The sequence below is a fragment of the Halomonas sp. R57-5 genome (assembly GCF_900070345.1).
GTDB classification, from domain to species: domain Bacteria; phylum Pseudomonadota; class Gammaproteobacteria; order Pseudomonadales; family Halomonadaceae; genus Vreelandella; species Vreelandella ventosae_B.
Window position 1 is genome coordinate 3,090,165 of sequence record NZ_LN813019.1, and the last position, 19,186, is coordinate 3,109,350.

General features: G+C 54.9%; 20 protein-coding genes. 3 read left to right on the forward strand and 17 right to left on the reverse strand.

From position 1 onward, the window contains the following. The first annotated feature begins 73 nt into the window (after positions 1 to 73). Both HALO_RS14240 and xthA read left to right on the forward strand, forming a co-directional pair. Positions 74 to 331, forward strand: coding sequence for a hypothetical protein (locus HALO_RS14240; protein ID WP_035578596.1), 258 nt, complete (start codon positions 74 to 76; stop codon positions 329 to 331). Then, on the forward strand, positions 331 to 1,158 hold the full coding sequence (gene xthA, locus HALO_RS14245) for an exodeoxyribonuclease III (protein ID WP_035578594.1): 828 nt from the start codon (positions 331 to 333) through the stop codon (positions 1,156 to 1,158). Before HALO_RS14240 ends, xthA begins: the two co-directional genes overlap by 1 nt. A gap of 63 nt (positions 1,159 to 1,221) precedes the next feature. Here xthA and HALO_RS14250 read toward each other — a convergent pair whose 3' ends face one another. The 14 genes from HALO_RS14250 to HALO_RS14315 all read right to left on the reverse strand — a co-directional run bounded on the left by HALO_RS14250 (position 1,222) and on the right by HALO_RS14315 (position 13,589). Continuing rightward, positions 1,222 to 2,316, reverse strand: a complete 1,095-nt coding sequence (locus HALO_RS14250; protein WP_035578592.1) for a hypothetical protein — start codon at positions 2,314 to 2,316, stop codon at positions 1,222 to 1,224. A gap of 4 nt (positions 2,317 to 2,320) precedes the next feature. Then, on the reverse strand, positions 2,321 to 3,085 hold the full coding sequence (locus HALO_RS14255; protein ID WP_035578590.1) for an energy transducer TonB: 765 nt from the start codon (positions 3,083 to 3,085) through the stop codon (positions 2,321 to 2,323). After that, complete coding sequence (locus HALO_RS14260; RefSeq protein ID WP_050713564.1) at positions 3,082 to 3,489, reverse strand: ExbD/TolR family protein; 408 nt, start codon at positions 3,487 to 3,489, stop codon at positions 3,082 to 3,084. Before HALO_RS14260 ends, HALO_RS14255 begins: the two co-directional genes overlap by 4 nt. Further along, the gene (locus HALO_RS14265) at positions 3,482 to 4,024 is read right to left on the reverse strand and encodes a MotA/TolQ/ExbB proton channel family protein (RefSeq protein ID WP_035578586.1); all 543 of its coding nucleotides are present in this window, start codon (positions 4,022 to 4,024) and stop codon (positions 3,482 to 3,484) included. The genes HALO_RS14260 and HALO_RS14265 overlap by 8 nt, the downstream gene beginning before the upstream one ends. A gap of 1 nt (position 4,025) precedes the next feature. Next, positions 4,026 to 5,372 carry a MotA/TolQ/ExbB proton channel family protein gene (locus HALO_RS14270; protein ID WP_035583255.1) on the reverse strand — a complete coding sequence of 449 codons (1,347 nt, stop codon included), beginning with the start codon at positions 5,370 to 5,372 and terminating at the stop codon, positions 4,026 to 4,028. Positions 5,373 to 5,419: 47 nt separating this feature from the next. Beyond that, positions 5,420 to 6,202, reverse strand: coding sequence for a DUF3450 domain-containing protein (locus tag HALO_RS14275; RefSeq protein WP_035578584.1), 783 nt, complete (start codon positions 6,200 to 6,202; stop codon positions 5,420 to 5,422). 211 nt (positions 6,203 to 6,413) lie between these two features. Beyond that, positions 6,414 to 6,815: an NUDIX hydrolase gene (locus HALO_RS14280; RefSeq protein WP_035578582.1), complete on the reverse strand. Its 402-nt coding sequence runs from the start codon at positions 6,813 to 6,815 to the stop codon at positions 6,414 to 6,416. Positions 6,816 to 6,863: 48 nt separating this feature from the next. Then, positions 6,864 to 7,835, reverse strand: coding sequence for a class 1b ribonucleoside-diphosphate reductase subunit beta (gene nrdF / locus HALO_RS14285; RefSeq protein WP_007114779.1), 972 nt, complete (start codon positions 7,833 to 7,835; stop codon positions 6,864 to 6,866). A gap of 105 nt (positions 7,836 to 7,940) precedes the next feature. Beyond that, the gene (gene nrdE / locus HALO_RS14290; protein ID WP_081899049.1) at positions 7,941 to 10,148 is read right to left on the reverse strand and encodes a class 1b ribonucleoside-diphosphate reductase subunit alpha; all 2,208 of its coding nucleotides are present in this window, start codon (positions 10,146 to 10,148) and stop codon (positions 7,941 to 7,943) included. Next, complete coding sequence (gene nrdI, locus HALO_RS14295; RefSeq protein ID WP_035578580.1) at positions 10,130 to 10,564, reverse strand: class Ib ribonucleoside-diphosphate reductase assembly flavoprotein NrdI; 435 nt, start codon at positions 10,562 to 10,564, stop codon at positions 10,130 to 10,132. The genes nrdE and nrdI overlap by 19 nt, the downstream gene beginning before the upstream one ends. Before the next feature lie 9 nt (positions 10,565 to 10,573). Then, a complete protein-coding gene (gene nrdH / locus HALO_RS14300; RefSeq protein WP_035578578.1) occupies positions 10,574 to 10,795 on the reverse strand; it encodes a glutaredoxin-like protein NrdH in 222 nt (73 codons plus the stop codon). A gap of 250 nt (positions 10,796 to 11,045) precedes the next feature. Continuing rightward, positions 11,046 to 11,657, reverse strand: a complete 612-nt coding sequence (locus HALO_RS14305; protein ID WP_035578576.1) for a superoxide dismutase — start codon at positions 11,655 to 11,657, stop codon at positions 11,046 to 11,048. Between the two features lie 200 nt (positions 11,658 to 11,857). Continuing rightward, positions 11,858 to 12,784: an electron transfer flavoprotein subunit alpha/FixB family protein gene (locus HALO_RS14310; RefSeq protein ID WP_035578574.1), complete on the reverse strand. Its 927-nt coding sequence runs from the start codon at positions 12,782 to 12,784 to the stop codon at positions 11,858 to 11,860. Positions 12,785 to 12,839: 55 nt separating this feature from the next. Continuing rightward, positions 12,840 to 13,589 carry an electron transfer flavoprotein subunit beta/FixA family protein gene (locus HALO_RS14315; RefSeq protein WP_035578572.1) on the reverse strand — a complete coding sequence of 250 codons (750 nt, stop codon included), beginning with the start codon at positions 13,587 to 13,589 and terminating at the stop codon, positions 12,840 to 12,842. 495 nt (positions 13,590 to 14,084) lie between these two features. Between HALO_RS14315 and HALO_RS14320 the strand changes: the two genes are divergently transcribed. Further along, the gene (locus HALO_RS14320) at positions 14,085 to 15,749 is read left to right on the forward strand and encodes an electron transfer flavoprotein-ubiquinone oxidoreductase (RefSeq protein ID WP_035578570.1); all 1,665 of its coding nucleotides are present in this window, start codon (positions 14,085 to 14,087) and stop codon (positions 15,747 to 15,749) included. A gap of 93 nt (positions 15,750 to 15,842) precedes the next feature. Here the strand turns inward: HALO_RS14320 and HALO_RS14325 are convergent, their stop codons facing one another. The 3 genes from HALO_RS14325 to HALO_RS14335 all read right to left on the reverse strand — a co-directional run bounded on the left by HALO_RS14325 (position 15,843) and on the right by HALO_RS14335 (position 19,055). Next, positions 15,843 to 17,267: a GGDEF domain-containing protein gene (locus HALO_RS14325; protein WP_231896719.1), complete on the reverse strand. Its 1,425-nt coding sequence runs from the start codon at positions 17,265 to 17,267 to the stop codon at positions 15,843 to 15,845. Positions 17,268 to 17,376: 109 nt separating this feature from the next. Next, complete coding sequence (locus HALO_RS14330; RefSeq protein WP_035578568.1) at positions 17,377 to 17,814, reverse strand: phosphate ABC transporter substrate-binding protein; 438 nt, start codon at positions 17,812 to 17,814, stop codon at positions 17,377 to 17,379. Between the two features lie 11 nt (positions 17,815 to 17,825). After that, positions 17,826 to 19,055, reverse strand: a complete 1,230-nt coding sequence (locus HALO_RS14335) for a hypothetical protein (RefSeq protein ID WP_050713565.1) — start codon at positions 19,053 to 19,055, stop codon at positions 17,826 to 17,828. Positions 19,056 to 19,186: the final 131 nt, after the last annotated feature.

Sequence of the window (19,186 nt, forward strand, 5' to 3'; positions counted from 1 at the left end):
AGAGCGCGTCCTGCTGTCGAAGGAGTCCCAAGGCCTGTTAGAATAGCCGTTAAATCGACGTAAGGAGCGCGACATGACGCGTAAGAAAAAAACTCGTTCACTGGCCGACAAGGTGACTATTCGTACCGGTCGACGCAAGGATTACAAAAAATGGCGCCACGACAACCCTGATCAAGTCGCCCCTTCGCGCCGTTTTGTGGCTAAAAAGCAGCAACAGCGCAAACTGCAGGCAGTGCGAAAACTCGCCCGTCAGCAGAGTGGTCAAGATATCGCTATTCACCCTGACAAAACGGATAGCGGTGCTAACAAGCCTCAGGGGGACGACTCGTAATGCGCTTGGTTTCGTTCAATATTAACGGTATTCGTGCCCGTCTTCACCAGTTACAGGCATTGATCGACACCCAGCAGCCTGACGTAATTGGCCTGCAGGAAACCAAAGTACAAGACAGCGAGTTTCCTATCGCAGACGTGGAAGCCATGGGCTACCACGTCTTTTATTACGGCCAAAAAGGCCACTATGGCGTTGCCCTAATGTGCCGTCAGGCGCCCCAAGAGGTGCTCTACGGTTTCCCCGACGATGAGGAAGACGCCCAGCGCCGCATGATTGGCGTCCGCCTGCTGGCCGAAGATGGCGAACCGGTGACGGTGTGGAACGGCTACTTCCCGCAGGGCGAAAACGTCACTCACCCGACCAAATTTCCCCATAAAGAGCACTTTTATGGTCAGCTAGCGCGGCTGCTTAACGAACAGCACCGCCCTGACGAGCGGCTGGCGATCATGGGCGATTTTAATATTTCACCGCAAGACCAGGATATCGGCATTGGTGATGCCAACCGTAAGCGCTGGCTGCGCGAAGGCAAAACCAGCTTTCAGCCCATTGAGCGCGAGTGGCTGGAAGGCATTAAAGCCTGGGGACTATCCGACAGCTATCGTCTCTGCCATCCACACAGCGATGACCGCTTCAGTTGGTTCGACTACCGCTCAAAAGGGTTTAACCAGGAGCCCAAGCGCGGCCTACGTATCGACTATATTCTAGTTACCAAGCCGCTAGCCGAGCAGACCACCAACGCGGGCATCGACTACGACCTGCGCGGCATGGAGCGGCCTTCCGATCATGCGCCTACTTGGAGTGACTTCGCTCTTACGCTTAAGACATAGCACTTGAGACATAGCACTTGAGACATAGCACCTGAGACATAGCACTTCCTACATTAGCCTTACCTACTTGAAACTGGCCAGCCACTGCTCCGCCTCCTCGTCACCTAACGACGAGGCGCGGGCAAACGCCTGCTTTGCCTGGTTATTTTCACCCCAGGCATAAGCGAGCTGGCCATAGCTTCGCCAGTCAGCGGCTGTTTGGGTATGCAACGCTAACGTCTGCCAAGCACTCAAAGCCTTCTCAATGTCTTTAGCCTGTCGCCAGGCGCTGGCCAGCATGCGTAGATTGGACTCATCGCGAACAATATCGCCCTCATTCAACGCCAGTTCTAGGTGTTCAGCCGCGCGGGCGGGCGTACCTGCCGCCAGATGGAGTTGAATCAACAGCCAAAAATCTTCCTGCTCGGTTAATTTACCTAATTGCCATGCTGTCTCCCACAGGCCAGCGGCTACACCCGACTGACCAGCCTGCTGGGCAAGCCCCGCGGCTTGACGCCATTCGGCGGCTTCACTCTGCGTATTTAAACCGTCAAGCAACCACCCTAGGGCCCGACCACCTTGCCCAGCGTTGCGATAGATGACAAGCGCCAGCGCCTGTTGCGCTTCGCTTAGCCCTTCATTAATGGCAGGCTCTTGCTCAAGCGCCTGATCAAGCCACTGCGCGGCTTCGTCCCAGCGCTCCTGCTGCGCCAGCAGCCGGGTTAACTGCCAGGTGGCATCACTATCCTGATGGCTGGATAACCACTCACTGAGCAGATCAATGGCATGATCACGCTGGCCCGCAGCACGTCGCAGGGAGGCCTCCTCACGTAGCCAGCGAGCCGCCTGGGCGTCATCAACACCATTTAAACCACGGGCAATCGCCAACCGATCTGCTGCCGCTGCGTGCTGATCCTGGCGCGCCAAGGCGCCTGCCGCCAGCTGTTGATAGAGCGCGCTGGCCCATTGATCCGATTGGTTCCCCGGCGCCAGGCGCTCGGCCTGTGCGGTCGCCCGCTCTACAACGCTGGATAACGCTCCATCTTGTAGCTGGGCCTGGAGCGTATTGAGATCGTCAATCACACCGCCTTGTAGCGCAGGGCTGGCCAGCGCCGAGAAGGACCACGTGGTTAGTATTAAACACATGCTGAGCAATAAAACCGATAAATGACGCTGCATACCGCTACCTCAACTGAAACTCGATCCGCTGGGTGGCATTGCGTAACCGATCACTGGGTTCAAATTGCCACTTAGCAATCGCGTCACGCGCGGCATCATCAAACACCCGGCTTGGCTGCGCATTGGTGACGCGAATGGAGGAACTATCAACACTGCCATCGCGCTGAATCGTAAAGGCCACTTCTACATAACCCTCCATACCCCGCCGCTGTGCACGTGGCGGATAGCTTGGGTTGACCCGGCTGGTCGGCGTCGCTTGGCCAACGCTGACCGGCTCGTTAGAAGGAGCAGGCTCAGCTTCCGGCGCGGCTTCGCGCTCGGCGGGCTCACTCTCTACTGCGTCTGAAGCAGGCGCTGGCTCAGCGGGCACTTCTTGTGGCGGCGGTTCCGGCGCAGGCTCGGGAGTAGGCTCTGGCCGAGGCTCCGGCGTCACTTCCGTCAGTTCGGGGAGCTGACTATCCATTTCAACCGGCTCAACGGGCTCATCCGGCAGCTCTACTTCCGGCAAGCTAATCGTGCTCTCAGTGACTGGCGGTGGCTTGGGGGCTGGCATGGGCGGCGGCGCCTGCTGGGGTGCCGCTTCTACAGGCTGCGGCGTGGGCGCCTCCTGCTCAGGGGCAACTTCCGGCGCTTCAACCATCTTCATCGCCATACTCATGGTCAGCTCTTCGGGCTCCCGCTCAGGGGGGGCAACCAGCTGCGCCAGCAGCCAGAATAAGCCCACCGCCAGCACAACGCCCCCCAACAACGACAGAAGGTGGCGCATCATGACCCACTCCGACTCGCCGCCACCGCCACTTGGTCAACCCCCGCCTCACGTAGGCGATCCATCACTTCGATCAGCAAGCCCGKGGTCGATTCGCGATCCGCCTGGATAACCACTGAGCCATCTTCACTCAGCATATCGGCCACCTGCTGCCCAACCCGGTGAACATCTACCGGGCTACCATCCACCCACACAGCGCCCTCGGAGGAAACCGCGACAAGCACCTGAGCATCAGGGCGCGGCGTGGCGGCACTGGATTCAGGTCGCTCAATTTCGACACCACTCTCTTTGACGAAGCTGGTGGTGACGATAAAGAAAATCAGCATGATAAAAACCACGTCGAGCATGGGCGTCAGGTTCACCTCATTACTCTCAGCGGTCGCATCTATGGAACGGCGTCTACGCATCACTTTCCTCCAGTGCCCGCGCCAAGCGATCATGCAGCCGCTGGTCTTCGCGACGAATGACGTGCTCTAAACGACTAATAAATAACAGTCCTACCACGGCAATGGCCATGCCGGTTAAGGTCGGCAGCGTCGCCCGGGCGACGCCGTCTGCCATGGCACGGGCTTGATGGGTCTCGCTCAGCGAAAGGCTATCAAACACGCTAATCATGCCCGTTACCGTGCCTAACAACCCCAGCAAAGGGCACAACGCGACCAACAGCTTTAACCATGGCAAGGGTTTGCGCAGCCTAGCGACCAATGCTTCTGCCCAAACCTGGCGCAGCGTACGCGCACTCCAACTGGTGTGATCGCTGCGCGCCGCCCAGCGACGTAGCAATTGTCGCCGCGCTATACGCCAGGTAATCCGGTAGTACCACCATCGCTCCATGGCCATGGCAAACACCAATACGGCCACGACGGCCAAAACCACCAGTACCGCACCACCCGCCTCCACTAAGCGCTCAACGGGTTCGAGCCAGAGAGGAAGTGTGGACATGTTAGTTCACCACAGGTGTGTGTGATTCCAGGTGATCCGCCAATGTGGCGCTCGCCTGCCCTTCAATCACGTGGGTTAAGTAGCGGCTGCGGCCTGCCAGCGCTGTTTGCACGAACAGCAACGGCACAGCGGTAATTAGACCCAACACGGTGGTAACCAGCGCCTGGCTAATACCGCCCGCCATTAGCTGCGGGTCGCCGGTGCCAAACACGGTAATAGCCTGAAAGGTAACGATCATGCCGGTCACTGTCCCCAGCAGACCGAGCAGAGGAGCAATAGCTGCAAGCAGTTTCACCATCGGCTGACTGCGCTCTAGCTTGGGTAGCTCGGCCAATACTGCTTCGTCCAGCCGCGCTTCTAGCGCTTCAGGGGTTTGATGCTTGTCCATGCCTTCAAAGCGTAGCAGTACCCGCCCCAGCGGGTTATTGGCCTGCAGTTGATCAAGGGAGTGACGCTGACGTTTAACACGCAGACTGACCAGCACCAGATAGAGGTATTGGCCAAGCCCAATTATCATCCCCAAAACACCCAGTGCCACGACCACGTAGCCGACATAGCCGCCCTGCTGGAAGCGCTCCCATAGGCTGGGCTGCTGGGCCAAAGCTTCCAGTACGCTGCCCTGGGTAGGATCCAACGCCATCACGTTACTTTCGCCTTGGTAGTAATTCGCCAGTAAACCGCCAATGGCATCGGGCGTACGCGGCAACACGACGAGATTGCCATCGCTTTCACCACGTTCTAAAAGCTCGCTCGCGGTAAAGGCAGCGAAATTGCCCAGCCTCACCAACTCGCGGGTGGTCACTTCACCGCTAGCATCAGCGACCGGCATTGAAAGCCGCTCGGCGCGCCCGGTGCGCGCGGTTAACGCCGCTAAATGATCCACTACATCTTCCAACTGGTGGCGTTCCAGCACTTCGACTTCATCCAAGCGCGGCGGCAGTGACCCCACCTCTAAGGTGAGCAGGCTCTCTTCACCCAGCGAATTACGAATCTCGGAGCTATGCCGGGCAAGATTTGCGAGCAGACCTGAAAGCGCCTCGCCCTGCTCCGCTTGGCGCTCGCTTAGCTCGCTGGCTTGATCTGTTTGCTCTGCCTGCTGAGCCGCTAACGTATCATGCTGCTGCTGGGCCTCTTCATGCTCGGCGCGCGCCTCTTCCAGTGCGGACTCTAATGCTTGCTGATCATCAAGAAAGCGCATTAACCGCTGCTGGTCTCGCGCTTGCGCCGCCTCACGGGCTTCCCGCAGCGAAGTCGCGCTCTCGGTTTGCGCCATTGATACGCCACTGACCGCTACCAGCCCCAATACAACGCAGGCATAGCCAAGTTGGCGAAGCGTTAGCCGACGCATGGATAGGCGACTAGCGGGTTGGCGGTTAAGTGTTAGGCTGAAACGACTCATGGCTGCTCTCCCTGCAGGTCATTGGCACTGATCGAGAACGGCAAGGTGAGTAGATCCGGAGCGCGCTGATCTTCCGCCATGCGCAACCCACTGCGCACTTCACGCAGGTATTCATCTTCCAGCGGCTCCCATGCGCCACTTTCAGCATTCCACACACCGCCTTCACGGCCGTCAGGGGTTAGGTAATAAAAGCCGATACGCCCAATGCGCAAGAAATCCACTTCGCGTTCGCGGCTATCCTGACTTAGACGCCCCCGCCAGCTGTCCATCTCCTCACCATAATCAAGCTCAACTCGCCACGCTTCGAGCAGTCCGTTGATACGTTCAATGGTATTTTGACCCTGCTCGTCGGGCTGACGCTCAACCCGTGCCAACCGCTCTTCGCGCAGAAATGGCAGGTCACGTTCGATCCACTGGCTAAGCTGCACCGACATATTTTGTTCAATGACAGGCAGCGCGGCACGGGTCTCTTCCAACGTATCCAGCGCAGTCGCCAGCCGCTGCTGGCGCTCAGCCTCTTCCGCCAAGCGTCCTGTCAGCGAAGCATTATCAGCCTCTAACTGGCGGGTTTCACGCTCTAAACGACGTAGCTCTTCCAACTGTTCGCGGGTTTGCTCATCGGCAGCGTCTATCTGCTCTTGAAGCGCTGCCTGGGTTTGCTGGGCTTCGACACTTTCGGCCGCTTGAGCCACTGCTTGTTCACTTGCCAACAGCGTGCCACTGGCCAGCACTCCCGCTAGCCACCATCCACGCAAGGCAAAGAAAGGCCTGTTCAGCACGTCGACTCTCCGTCACTGAGTAGCGGGCGGCGGACACCGCCCAACTAGAAACTAATTGGGTATCAGAACGATTTGCGTTTATCTTTTACGGGCCATAGCCTACCACTAATAGAAGAAATGACAATATTTATCATTAACAATCAATCGATTTTGCTTACCTTGCTCGCACAAAAAAGGCGCCCATCGGCGCCCTTTATCACAATATTCAACTTCAATGCTTCACTACTACGTACTCTTTTGTCAGCGGCGCCAGCGGTAGCTGCCAAGCCTCTTCACGGGTGACCCATCTTGCTTCGGCGATTTCAGCCGCCGCTTCGACAGGCTCATCAATAACCAGGCTAAACAGGTGCGCTTCAAGCGCCATGCCCGGCTCATTGGCGGCGGGAGCGCTGTGCACGCCTAGCGGAATCAGTTGATCTTCATTAACCTGCAAGCCCAACTCCTCCTTCAGCTCACGGCACAGCGCCCTTAGAGCGGTTTCCCCCGCATCGATCTTGCCGCCGGGCTGCATAAAGAAAGACGTATTGTGCTTACGCACTAATAGCAAACGCCCATCGGGGTCGCTCACTACGGCAGCGGCGATCTTCAATAGGTTAGCTTCGCTAGCTGACATACATCCTCCTCTATGACCATGACTTCATGCCCATAACTTCCGGTGATATTAAAACGCCCAGTCGTCGTCTTCGGTGGCGACGGCTTTGCCGATGACGTAGGAGGAACCGGAGCCGGAGAAGAAGTCGTGGTTCTCATCGGCGTTGGGTGACAGCGCCGCCATGATGGTCGGATCCACATCGGTGACGCTGCTGGGGAACAGCGGCTCGAAGCCTAGGTTCATCAGCGCTTTGTTGGCGTTGTAGTGAAGGAATTTTTTCACGTCTTCACTCAGGCCTACCTCGTCATACAGCGACTCGGTATAACGCACTTCGTTGTCGTACAGTTCCAACAGCAGCTCGTAGGCATAATCTTTCACTTCCTGCTGACGCGCGGGTGTCGCTTCCGCCATTGCCTGCTGGAATTTGTAGCCAATGTAGTAGCCGTGTACCGCTTCATCGCGAATGATGAGACGGATCAGGTCAGCGGTGTTGGTCAACTTGGCATGGCTTGACCAGTACATCGGCAGGTAGAAGCCAGAATAGAACAGAAACGACTCAAGGAAAACGCTGGCAACTTTGCGCATCAGCGGGTCATCCGAGCGGTAGCGCTCCAGAATCAGCTGGGATTTTGCCTGCAGCGTGGGATTCTCTTCGCTCCAGCGAAAGGCATCATCCACATCGCGGGTGGTGCAGAGTGTCGAGAAAATCGAGCTGTAGGAGCGCGCGTGCACCGACTCCATAAAGGCGATGTTGGTATAAACCGCCTCTTCGTGAGGCGTGCGGGCATCTTCCATTAATACCGGTGCACCGACGCTGCTCTGAATGGTATCGAGCAGTGTGAGACCCGTAAACACGCGAATCGTCAGCTGTTTTTCTTTTTCTGTCAGCGTGTTCCATGACTGAATATCGTTAGACAGCGGCACCTTTTCGGGCAACCAAAAATTACTCGTTAAGCGGTTCCACACTTCCAGGTCTTTATCATCCTGGAGTCGGTTCCAGTTAATCGCGTCAACCCGCGATAAACGTTGCATGGTGTTCATATCACTCTCTCAAAGCCCGGCCATCACAGCCGGGCTAGCAAAGCTTGGTTATATAAGCAGGGTTATAAAAACTAACGCTCAAAAAAACCTAACGCGTCGGCGCGATTACAGCGTGCACGACACACAGCCTTCCACCTCGGTGCCTTCTAGCGCACTTTGACGCAAGCGGATGTAGTAAAGCGTTTTGATACCCTTTCGCCAGGCGTAAATTTGCGCCTTATTGATATCCCGGGTGCTTGCGGTGTCCGGGAAGAACAGCGTCAGCGATAGGCCTTGATCGACGTGCTGCGAAGCTTCCGCATAGGTGTCGATGATCTTTTCCGGGCCAATTTCGTAGGCGTCCTGGAAATAGTCAAAATTGGCTTCATCCAGGAAAGGCGCGGGATAGTAAACACGCCCTAATTTGCCCTCTTTACGAATCTCGATTCTCGCCGCCACCGGATGAATACTGGAGGTGGAGTTGTTGATATAGGAGATCGAGCCCGTCGGCGGCACCGCCTGCAGGTTACGATTGTATAAACCGTGGGCCATGACCGAGGTTTTAAGCTCCTGCCAATCGTCTTGAGTCGGCAGCGCGATACCGCTGCGCTCGAACAGCCCACGTACTTTTTCGGTACGCGGCAACCACGCCTGATCGGTGTACTTATCAAAGAAGCTACCCGAGGCGTAGGTAGAATCGGCAAAACCTGCGAAGGTGTCTTTATGCTCAATGGCCAATCGGTTCGACGCGCGGATTGCATGGAAGGCCACGCAATAGAAATAGAGATTGGTAAAATCCAAGCCCTCATCAGAACCGTAGTAGATATGTTCACGCGCCAAATAGCCGTGCAGGTTCATCTGGCCCAAGCCGATCGCCCGGGACTTCGCATTGCCTTCGGCAATCGACGGAACGCTGCGCAGATTGCTCATTTCCGAAACGGCGGTAAGGCCGCGAATGGCGATATCCACGCTGGTGCCGAGATCGCCTGAGTCCATGACTTTGGCTATGTTCATGGAGCCCAGGTTGCAGGAGATATCCTGGCCAATATGGCGGTAACCCAAGTCGTCGTCATACTCCGTAGGCGTATTCACCTGAAGTATTTCAGAGCACAGGTTACTCATGTTAATGCGGCCAGCAATTGGATTGGCGCGGTTAACCGTATCTTCGAACATCAGGTAGGGGTAGCCCGACTCAAACTGCAGCTCGGCCAGCACCTGGAAAAATGCCCGCGCATTAATCTTGTGCTTACGGATACGCGCATCGGCGACCATTTCATGGTACTTCTCGGTAACGCTGATATCGCCAAAGGGGACGCCGTAAACGCGCTCGACATCGTAGGGCGAGAACAGGTACATATCGTCGTTACGCTTGGCGAGCTCAAAGGTAATATCCGGAATCGTCACGCCCAGCGAAAGCGTTTTGATACGAATTTTCTCATCAGCGTTTTCACGCTTGGTATCCAAAAAGCGCAGGATATCCGGATGGTGAGCGTTGAGATACACCGCCCCGGCACCCTGACGCGCCCCCAGCTGGTTAGCATAGGAGAACGCATCTTCCAGCAATTTCATAATCGGGATGATGCCCGACGATTGGTTTTCGATGCGCTTGATGGGGGCACCCGACTCACGAATATTGCTGAGCAGGAACGCCACGCCGCCGCCACGCTTGGAGAGCTGCAGGGCGGAGTTAATCGCCCGGCCAATCGACTCCATATTGTCTTCAATACGCAGCAGAAAGCACGACACCAGCTCACCGCGCTGCTGCTTACCACAGTTCAAAAAGGTCGGCGTCGCAGGCTGGAAACGGCCGCTAATAATTTCATCCACCAGCGACTTCGCCAGCGTTTCGTCACCCCGCGCCAGGGTCAGCGCGACCATGCAGACGCGGTCTTCGTAACGCTCTAAGTAGCGCTTGCCGTCAAACGTCTTCAGCGTATAGCTGGTGTAGTACTTAAAAGCGCCCAAAAAACTGGGGAAGCGAAACTTATACGCATAGGCCTGCTCGAACAGCGCCTTGATAAAGGCGAAGCTGTACTGGGCTAGCATTTCTGCTTCGTAGTACTGCTCTTCTACTAAGTAATCGAGCTTTTCCTCTAACGAGTGGAAAAACACTGTGTTCTGGTTAACGTGTTGCAAAAAGTACTGCCGCGCCGCTTCACGATCTTTATCCAGCTGCAGCTCGCCATTGGCCCCGTACAGGTTGAGCATGGCATTGAGGGCGTGGTAATCCAGCGTGCGCGCTTCAGAAGTAGCCGCAGGCCGTTTTGCCTCAACATTTTTAGGGGCTAAATCTTTAGAGGCTGTGTCTTTAGAGGCTAGGCTTGTCGTTTCCAAAACTCTTCTACTCCTTTGCGGACGTTGGCCACGTCGTCGTCGGTGCCAAACAGTTCGAATCGATACAGCAGCGGCACGTTGCACTTTTTGGCGATAATGCGACCAGCAAGGCCATAGGCTTCGCCAAAATTAGTATTGCCCGCTGCAATGACCCCCCGCAGGAGGCCCCGATTATGCGTGTCGTTGAGAAAGTGGATTACCTGTTTGGGCACCGCACCCTGCTCACTTCCCCCACCATAAGTAGGGGTAATTAAAATATACGGCTGGGTGACACGTGGAACAGGCTCGTCTCGATTCAGCGGCAGTCGCTTTGCGGCAAAACCAAGCTTTTCTACAAAACGATGGGTATTGCCTGATTTAGTAGAGAAGTACACCAAACTGCCGGCCGCAGGCGCGGATGTGCAACTTGCCAGCATTTAGATGACTTAAGCCAGCGCTTGAATACGGTCTGGACGGAAACCCGACCAGTGATCTTCGCCGACTACCACGACGGGAAGCTGGCGATAGCCCAGCGCTTCAACTTCTTCTTGGGCACCAGATTCAGCGGTAATATCGATGACGGTGTACTCAAGCCCCTGCTTGTCTAGCGCGCGGTAAGTCGCGGTACACTGAACACAAGCTGGCTTGCTATAAATTTGGATTTCCATGGCTATTTTCCTTTTCATAGCGGCATTTTTCGGGTAGAGCACATCTAGTGCCCGCCCCCTCTAGAAGATACAACGCATACTATATATAGACCAATAGAAAATCAATTCAAGCATATGTGGTATTTTTCATCCACAGGATATTGACAACTAATGCCCCACGTTATCCCAGGCAATAAAAAAACCGCCCACTAAAAGTGGACGGTTTTTTCACAACGCCGCAAAGCGGCGCAGCTAGCGGATCATAGCAATATTAGCTAATCGCCGCCTGGTAACGACGCTCAACGTCTTCCCAGTTAACAACGTTAAAGAACGCTGCAATATAGTCAGGACGCTTATTTTGATACTTCAGGTAGTAGGCATGTTCCCAAACATCCAGACCCAGCAACGGCGTGTTGCCGTGCATCAACGGGCTGTCTTGGTTCAGGGTATTTTCTACTACCAATTTCTTTTCAGGGGTAATGGATAGCCATGCCCAACCACTGCCGAAACGGCCAACGGCTGCTTTTTTGAACTCTTCTTTAAAAGCTTCCAAACCGCCCAGCTCAGAATCGATGGCTTTTGCAACATCGCCCTGGGGGTTACCACCGCCGTTAGGCGACATCATTTGCCAAAACATGGAGTGGTTGGCATGACCGCCACCGTTATTGATAACGGCTTGACGCTTGGCTTCTGGAACGCGATCTAGATTGGCGACCAGCTCTTCAACGGGTACATCTTCAAGACCCGTGCCTTCCAGCGTGGCGTTCAGGTTGTTGATGTAGGTTTGATGGTGACGAGAGTGGTGAATTTCCATCGTCATCGCATCGATGTTTGGTTCGAGAGCGTCATATGCGTACGGCAATTCGGGTAATGTATGTGCCATATCATCATCTCCTTGAGTGGCTTTCGTTGCTTTCACTTAACTATGTGCGGTCAGCCCGCAGCTTTTTCAACCACCGGGGTGGATTTTCTTACCTTTTGCCCCAGTACTTTAGTCAACTATTGGCAGTTTACCTAATAGACCCGGCACAAAAAAGCCGACTTCTGGCGAAGTCGGCTTTTAAGACTTAGCTGTTCAACCGCTTACAGCTTGCTCTCGAGCTCCGGCAGGATCTCAAACAGATCCCCCACCAGGCCGTAGTCCGCGACCTGAAAAATCGGCGCTTCGTCGTCTTTGTTGATCGCGACGATCACCTTGGAATCCTTCATGCCCGCCAGGTGCTGGATGGCACCGGAGATACCCACGGCAATGTAGAGATCCGGAGCAACGATCTTGCCAGTCTGGCCGACCTGCATATCGTTGGGCACAAAGCCTGCATCCACCGCGGCGCGGGAGGCGCCAATGGCCGCGCCTAGTTTGTCGGCAATGCCGTCAAGCAGCTTGAAGTTTTCGCCGTTGCCCATGCCGCGACCACCGGAGATCACCACCTTGGCGCCGCCCAGCTCGGGGCGATCCGATGCCGCCAGCTCTTCTTTAACAAAGCTGGATTGGCTGTTTTCTACCACAGTGTTGACCACTTCGATGGTGGCACTGCCGTTTGTGCCCACAGCATCAAAGCCGGTCGTGCGGATGGTGATGACTTTTAGCGCGTCGTCACTTTTGACCGTGGCAATGGCATTACCGGCATAGATCGGGCGCAGGAAGGTGTCGGCACTTTCTACACCAAGTACATCCGACAGTTGGCTGACGTCCTTTAGCGCCGCCAGGCGCGGCAGCACGTTTTTGCCAGTGGTGGAGGCGCTGGCAAGTACGTGGGTGTAATCACCTGCCAGTTCGACCAGTAGAGTACCCATGGGCTCGGCCAGCTGGTGGGCGTAAACGGCGTTATCGGCGACGCGCACTTTACTCACGCCGTCGAGCTTGGCGGCAGACTCGGCCGCGGCTTGCACGCCTTCACCGGCAACGAGAACGTCGATATCGCCGCCGATTTGTTGGGCGGCCGCAATCACGTGAGCCGTCGCACCGGCCAGTTGGCCTTCATGCAGATCGGCAAGTACCAAAATGCTCATAAAATCAGCTCCTTCAAAAGCGCTTATCTCAACGTACGGGGGTAAACAACCGACTTCAGAGAACTTTGGCTTCGTTTTTCAGTTTGTCGATCAGCTCGTCTACCGAGGCGACTTTAACGCCACCCTTGCGCTCCGCTGGCGATTCGACTTTTAGCAGGCTCACCTTGGAGGCAACCTCGACGCCGTAGTCGGCGGGGGTTTTCACATCCAGCGGCTTTTTCTTGGCCTTCATGATATCGGGGAGCTTGGCGTAGCGCGGCTCGTTGAGGCGCAGGTCGGTGGTCACAATCGCCGGCAGCGTCAGGGCAATGGTTTGCAGACCGCCGTCGATTTCACGGGTCACATGCACCTTGTCACCGTCCACCGCCACTTCTGACGCAAAGGTGCCCTGGGGCAGGCCGGTCAACGCGGCAAGCATCTGGCCGGTCTGGTTGTTGTCGGTGTCGATGGCCTGTTTGCCGAGAATCACTAAGCCCGGCTGCTCTTCCTCGACCACTTTAGCCAGTAGCTTGGCAACGGCCAGGGATTCGGCGCGCTCGTCGGTTTCGATATGAATAGCACGGTCGGCGCCCAGCGCCAGTGCCGTACGCAGCTGCTCTTGGGCGGCTTTGGGGCCAACGGTGACAGCAACCACTTCGGTGGCCACACCCTTCTCTTTCAGGCGTACCGCTTCTTCCACGGCAATTTCGCAGAACGGGTTCATGGCCATTTTGACGTTGGTAAGGTCGACGTCCGAGTGATCCGCTTTAACGCGGATTTTGACGTTGTAGTCGATGACGCGTTTAACCGCGACGAGTACTTTCATAGGTTCCTCGCTTGGCTTGTCGTAAAGCCGTTACCCTGAGACGGCACCCGCCCGGCGGATACCCCTTAATTTAAGACGTGTCGTGAAGACTGACTGGCCACTTCCTAACAGCGACCCACCTGCCTTAACACAGCTACTGCCAACAGCAATGGTGGCGCGTTTAAATTCAATGGATTAAATTCAATCAAGCGTTTGATAGGTGCGCAATTGAGAAACCCTACCAATTTGCCATAGCCTGCTGCAAAACGACAACACCTAATGCCTAAACAACCACTACGGCCTTAGTCGTAGCACTGAACGCTGATTAGCGAAGCATACAGCCAATAAATGCCTCTTTCACCATCGTAGGCGTGACCTGACACAGGTATTATGCCTATCATGGCATATAACCAGAAGCAAACGACCGTTTTAAATTAAGGCCGATTTTTTATAAGCTAGTTCTCATTCGCTAGTGTGTATAAATAATGGCACTTAAAGAGAATAAGGAGAAACCGGGTGGAAACTGTTGAACGCGATGTAATGGACTTTGATGTCGTCATTGTCGGTGCGGGCCCATCCGGGCTTTCCGCCGCATGCCGCCTAATGCAGCAAGCCAACGAAGCTGAGCAAGAGCTTACCGTCTGCGTAGTTGAAAAAGGCTCGGAAGTGGGCGCGCATATATTGTCAGGGGCGGTATTTGAACCCCGCGCCCTGGCAGAGCTATTCCCTGACTGGGAAGAGCGCGGCGCACCGCTCAATACGCCGGCGATTCGCGACGATGTTTTTTTGCTCAAAGACGCCGAAAAAGCGCAGAAAGTGCCCAACGCCTTAGTGCCTAAAAGCATGCACAACACCGGCGGCGACCTTACCCGCTATGTGATCAGTGCTGGCAATCTGTGCCGCTGGTTGGCCGAACAGGCCGAAGCCCTCGGCGTTGAGATCTTTCCAGGCTTTGCCGCCCAGGACGTTATCATTGAAGATGACGCCGTGCGCGGCATTTTGATTGGCGATATGGGCGTCGCCGCAGATGGCACCCCCAAAGATGGCCATATGCCGGGTATGGAGCTTCGCGCCAAGTACACGCTGTTTGCTGAAGGTGCGCGCGGGCATTTGGGCAAACGCCTAATTAAAGACTTCTCCCTGGATGCAGGCCGCGACCCGCAACACTACGGGATCGGTCTCAAGGAGCTGTGGGATGTACCTGCTGAACAACACGAACCAGGGCTTGTACTCCACGGCTCAGGCTGGCCACTGGACAAAAACACTCACGGCGGTTGGTTTCTCTATCACGCGGAAAACCAGCAGGTCGTCGTTGGTCTAATTATGGACTTGGGCTACCAGAACCCATGGCTCTCGCCCTTCGACGAGTTCCAGCGCATGAAGCATCATCCAGTCCTTAGCCAGTACCTGGAGGGTGGCAAGCGCGTGGCTTACGGCGCCCGGGCGATTACCAAAGGGGGCTTTAACAGCCTGCCTAAAATGACCTTCCCAGGGGGGCTATTGATTGGTTGCGATGCAGGCACCCTCAACTTCTCCAAGATCAAGGGTCTGCACACCGCCATGAAGTCAGGCTTGGTCGCGGCAGAGAGCGTATTTGAGGCGATCAAAGCTGGCGATGAGGGTGCGCAGGAGCTAACGAGTTTTACCCAGAAATGGGAAGCGAGTTGGGCATATCAGGAGCTTAAAGAGAGCGCCAGCTTCGGCCCCGCGATCCATAAATATGGCACTGTGGGCGGTGGAGCATATAACTTTGCCCACCAGTTGCTGGGCAACAAGCTGCCTAACGTCCACGACACCACTACCGACCACGGCGCCCTTAAGCCTGCGGCCGAGTTTGAAAAGATTAACTATCCCAAACCGGACGGCAAGCTCTCCTTCGACAAGCCGACCTCGGTATTTCTGTCGAACACCAACCATGAAGAGGATCAGCCGTGCCACCTGCACCTTGATGATCCTGACCTGCCGATCCGCGAAAACCTGCCCGAATACGCCGAACCGGCACAGCGCTACTGCCCGGCCGGTGTTTACGAAGTGGTGGAAGATAGTGCAGGACAGCCACGCTTTCAGATCAATTTCCAGAACTGCGTGCACTGCAAAACCTGTGATATTAAAGACCCGGCGCAGAATATTACCTGGGTAGCCCCCGAGGGCGGCGGCGGACCCAACTACCCCAATATGTAGCACCCCAGTATGTCGTAGAGACGACTGATACTTAAGGCGTCGGCGCTCGCCGACGCCATTTAAGATGATGAAACCAGCTTGAGAGTTTGGTACTTAACTCAGCGCTATGCTACAGAAGTGCACATTGTTTTTACCCGCTTGCTTGGCTTGATACATCGCCACATCCGCATTTTTCATTAAGCTTTGTTCATCGAGTCCATCAGCGGGGAACAGCGACACCCCGATGCTTACCGATATATGACACTCTTGACCCGCTAAGATAAATGGCTGCCTCATGGAGGATAGTAATTCGTTAGCAATCGGTACAATTTGCTCGGTTCGACTTACTTTGCGTAATAGAATAATAAACTCGTCACCCCCCAGTCGGGCTACCACATCACTTTCGCGTACCGCTCCAGTCAGCCGCTTAGCCGCTTCTTGCAGTAGATAATCGCCCACAGCATGCCCCAAAGAATCATTGATTAATTTAAACCGATCAAGATCCAAGAAAAGTAGTGCGAAAGATTCGCCATGGCGACCACAAAGGACAACTTCCTGGCTCACTAGATGACTCAAAAAAGCGCGATTAGGCAAATCGGTTAGCGTGTCATGAAAAGCCAAGTGCTCCACTTGCTGAGCATGCAATACACGCTCGTCCATTACCCGCTGCCGCTCCCGCTGAAGCTGCCAGCTCAGGCGGCCGAGTATCACCAGAATCATGAGCAACAGAGCACTTGTCCACGCGGCTCGCTGCCAATACTTTTGCACTAGCAGTTGAGCCTCTGCCAACTGCTCCTGGGCCGAAAGCCCTACGACGATTGATAGTGGAAAATCATAGAGTTTGCGCACCAGTGTGTAGCGTTCCACACCTTGCCAGTGGGTCAGAAAGGGGACACTAACAGCATCCAGCGTACTACTTTGCCAAGCCGCTAACTCCATCAACTCGCCTGAATTAATAGACTCCCCGGTACGCCTGACGCGGACGATGCCATCCTCGCCGACTAGCGCCAGCATACCCTGCTGGCCCAAAGAACGAGCTTCATAGCTGCTCACAAAATAATTGGCATCAATAGCAATAACGACCCAGCCCGAGCCTATCTCTTGCGTTGGCGCTTGCCCCGGCAGTAGTGGCCGGGTAAAGGTAAGCTGCTTCTCTTGTTCAGTCTGTGCTTCACCCACAGCTAAGTAATCACCCTCTTGCGTGGCTTGCAAAGGAGGCCTCAAGCGCAGCCCAAGCAGCTCTGAATCAGTCGACTCAACCACCATACCCTGGGCATCAACAAGACTGATGGTAAATAGCAACGCAGGTGGCAATAAGCGCTGTTCATTTAATGCATTGAGCACGTTCGCGTGGCCGGTGTTGTTGGCGGTGAAACGGACTAATTTCAATGCCGTGTCAATTTCCCTGAGAGCTCTTACAACGCGTGCTTCATAGGTGTCGGTAATTTCCCCAACGGAGAGCTCTGCCTGACGCTCAATGGCCACACGCTCTTTATTAACTAAAAAATAAGTACTCCCCCAGACAACCAACAGCATCATAAAAGCTACTATGCTGAATAGCACCAGTGGCTCTACAAGATGATGAGGCCATCGCTTAATAAAGGCTTTGGTTGAGCTGAACCGGTGAGGACTTCTCTGCTCATTGAGACTACTCAATTGTCAACACTCTTAAACGCTCATCAAGAAAAGCAGGGTCTATATAACCCAGTGCTTTTGTATCACTGACCAGCCGCTCTACCACAGCACGACTATTAGCGAGCGCTTGGGGCGGCTGCCCCCGTCCGGTAAATATCTGCCTGGCCCAGTGCGCCTTGATCTGCGCGGGGGTTTGCCCCGTGAAGTGAGTGTAAAACTCGCTTCTCGCCGCCGTACCTTCAGACTGATCCAAAGGTACCACCATCATCCCATCGGCTATTTGCGTACGGCGTCCTAAATAAATATCCCTTAGATCACTGCTTGTGAGGCGAGAAAAAGGCGCGTCCGCTGATACAACCACCAACACCTCAGCTAAAGCGGGGTTATAAATCAGGCTCAGCATTGCCCCCAATAAGAGGCTGATTCCAGGCGCAATAAGACGTTTAACCATTGTCACTCTCCTTAAAACACAAAGTCGAGCGCAAGGCTGAACAAGTTAATACGTTCACCTGGGGTAAACTCGGACTGTTGATTAATCAGCCCCCCGGATGACCCTGAACGCATATCGATATGATCATACTGGGCTGTAAGTGCCATGCCCGGCCTGAAATCCCAGCGAGCCCCAACCGTAATACTGTCTTGCTGCATTCTGCTGGATAGAGTCTCATTTAACACACCATTAAGAAGCTGCGCGCCTTCTGCATAGGGCGATGGGTAGAGGGCAGCATTCAAGCCCGGTTCTGAGGTGCTACTGGTGATTTTTGCCCGCGCCACACCCACATAAGGCGTCCAGTCGGCGATACGATAGCCGAAAGTCATGTAGGCTCCTTCACTTTTGCCTAACAGAGACGACGACGAAAAGTGCGCCCACTCTCCCATCACAAACCATGAACCGGGGTCATAACTCGCCCCTAAACTCAGCAGGCGCGCACGCTTACCATCAACTTCGTAACGGCTAGCAAGCTCTTCGCCAGGCAGACCAAAGAGACGGTAAATATCGAAGAATTGTGTGAGCTCATCAGCGCTTACTTTCAGTTCGCCGTAGCTGGCAAACAGGGTGGTACTCCCCCAATGCGTGCGATGAGACACACCCCATGAATCGCTGGCGTCGATACTTCCAGTTTGATAATCAGCGCTGCCACCCCCAAAATTCATCTGCAGCTCATTGGTGGCACTTCCGCGGTGGTATCGATAGCGCACATCAACACCATCGAAATTAGCCACAGGGATTAAACGGTAAACTTCTTGTGGTGGTCTAACCCACGGGGTGGCGTAATTAACCTTGCGGTGCTCAGAGGCCATAAAAGAGCTCTGCACCATACGCCCAACGCGCAGACTAAGATCAGGGGTAACATCGTATTGGACATTCGCCCATTCAATATCAGGTGCGAATGAGCCGTCGTGTCGCTTCTCGCTGACCACCTGCACAACAGAGGAGAGCTGAGGCGTCATTCGTAGCGTTGCTTGAAGCCCTAAGCGGCTATCAACTTCAGCGCTCCAGTCATTACTATACCCCGCACCTTCTGAGGCAAAGGGGTCAGCAACGAAGTCAGCGTCACGCTCATCAGAGTGAACGACCCCTAGCGTGCCAAAACCATTAAATTCCAAGTTCGGCATACCGCTATCGGCCAGCAAGGCGCCGCTTTGGGTGACAATCAAAATGGCGCAGAGCCAAGTGGCTTKCCTTACCATGCCCGTTCCCTATTTCATCAGTTATTATGCGATGAGCTGCTGAGTATTAGCTCGGTAGGCTTGTGGGTATTAAATCGGCAGGGCCATGCTAAGTCAAACCGCCCTAAAGCTTAATTTGACGGCAAGTGTGA

Bases quoted from the DNA above. Each gene is read 5' to 3' on its own strand.
- HALO_RS14240 (WP_035578596.1), top strand. From the start codon at position 74: ATGACGCGTAAGAAAAAAACTCGTTCACTGGCCGACAAGGTGACTATT.
- xthA (WP_035578594.1), top strand. From the start codon at position 331: ATGCGCTTGGTTTCGTTCAATATTAACGGTATTCGTGCCCGTCTTCAC.
- HALO_RS14250 (WP_035578592.1), bottom strand. From the start codon at position 2,316: ATGCAGCGTCATTTATCGGTTTTATTGCTCAGCATGTGTTTAATACTA.
- HALO_RS14255 (WP_035578590.1), bottom strand. From the start codon at position 3,085: ATGATGCGCCACCTTCTGTCGTTGTTGGGGGGCGTTGTGCTGGCGGTG.
- HALO_RS14265 (WP_035578586.1), bottom strand. From the start codon at position 4,024: ATGTCCACACTTCCTCTCTGGCTCGAACCCGTTGAGCGCTTAGTGGAG.
- HALO_RS14270 (WP_035583255.1), bottom strand. From the start codon at position 5,372: ATGCGTCGGCTAACGCTTCGCCAACTTGGCTATGCCTGCGTTGTATTG.
- HALO_RS14280 (WP_035578582.1), bottom strand. From the start codon at position 6,815: ATGTCAGCTAGCGAAGCTAACCTATTGAAGATCGCCGCTGCCGTAGTG.
- nrdF (WP_007114779.1), bottom strand. From the start codon at position 7,835: ATGAACACCATGCAACGTTTATCGCGGGTTGACGCGATTAACTGGAAC.
- nrdI (WP_035578580.1), bottom strand. From the start codon at position 10,564: ATGCTGGCAAGTTGCACATCCGCGCCTGCGGCCGGCAGTTTGGTGTAC.
- nrdH (WP_035578578.1), bottom strand. From the start codon at position 10,795: ATGGAAATCCAAATTTATAGCAAGCCAGCTTGTGTTCAGTGTACCGCG.
- HALO_RS14305 (WP_035578576.1), bottom strand. From the start codon at position 11,657: ATGGCACATACATTACCCGAATTGCCGTACGCATATGACGCTCTCGAA.
- HALO_RS14310 (WP_035578574.1), bottom strand. From the start codon at position 12,784: ATGAGCATTTTGGTACTTGCCGATCTGCATGAAGGCCAACTGGCCGGT.
- HALO_RS14315 (WP_035578572.1), bottom strand. From the start codon at position 13,589: ATGAAAGTACTCGTCGCGGTTAAACGCGTCATCGACTACAACGTCAAA.
- HALO_RS14325 (WP_231896719.1), bottom strand. From the start codon at position 17,267: ATGATGCTGTTGGTTGTCTGGGGGAGTACTTATTTTTTAGTTAATAAA.
- HALO_RS14330 (WP_035578568.1), bottom strand. From the start codon at position 17,814: ATGGTTAAACGTCTTATTGCGCCTGGAATCAGCCTCTTATTGGGGGCA.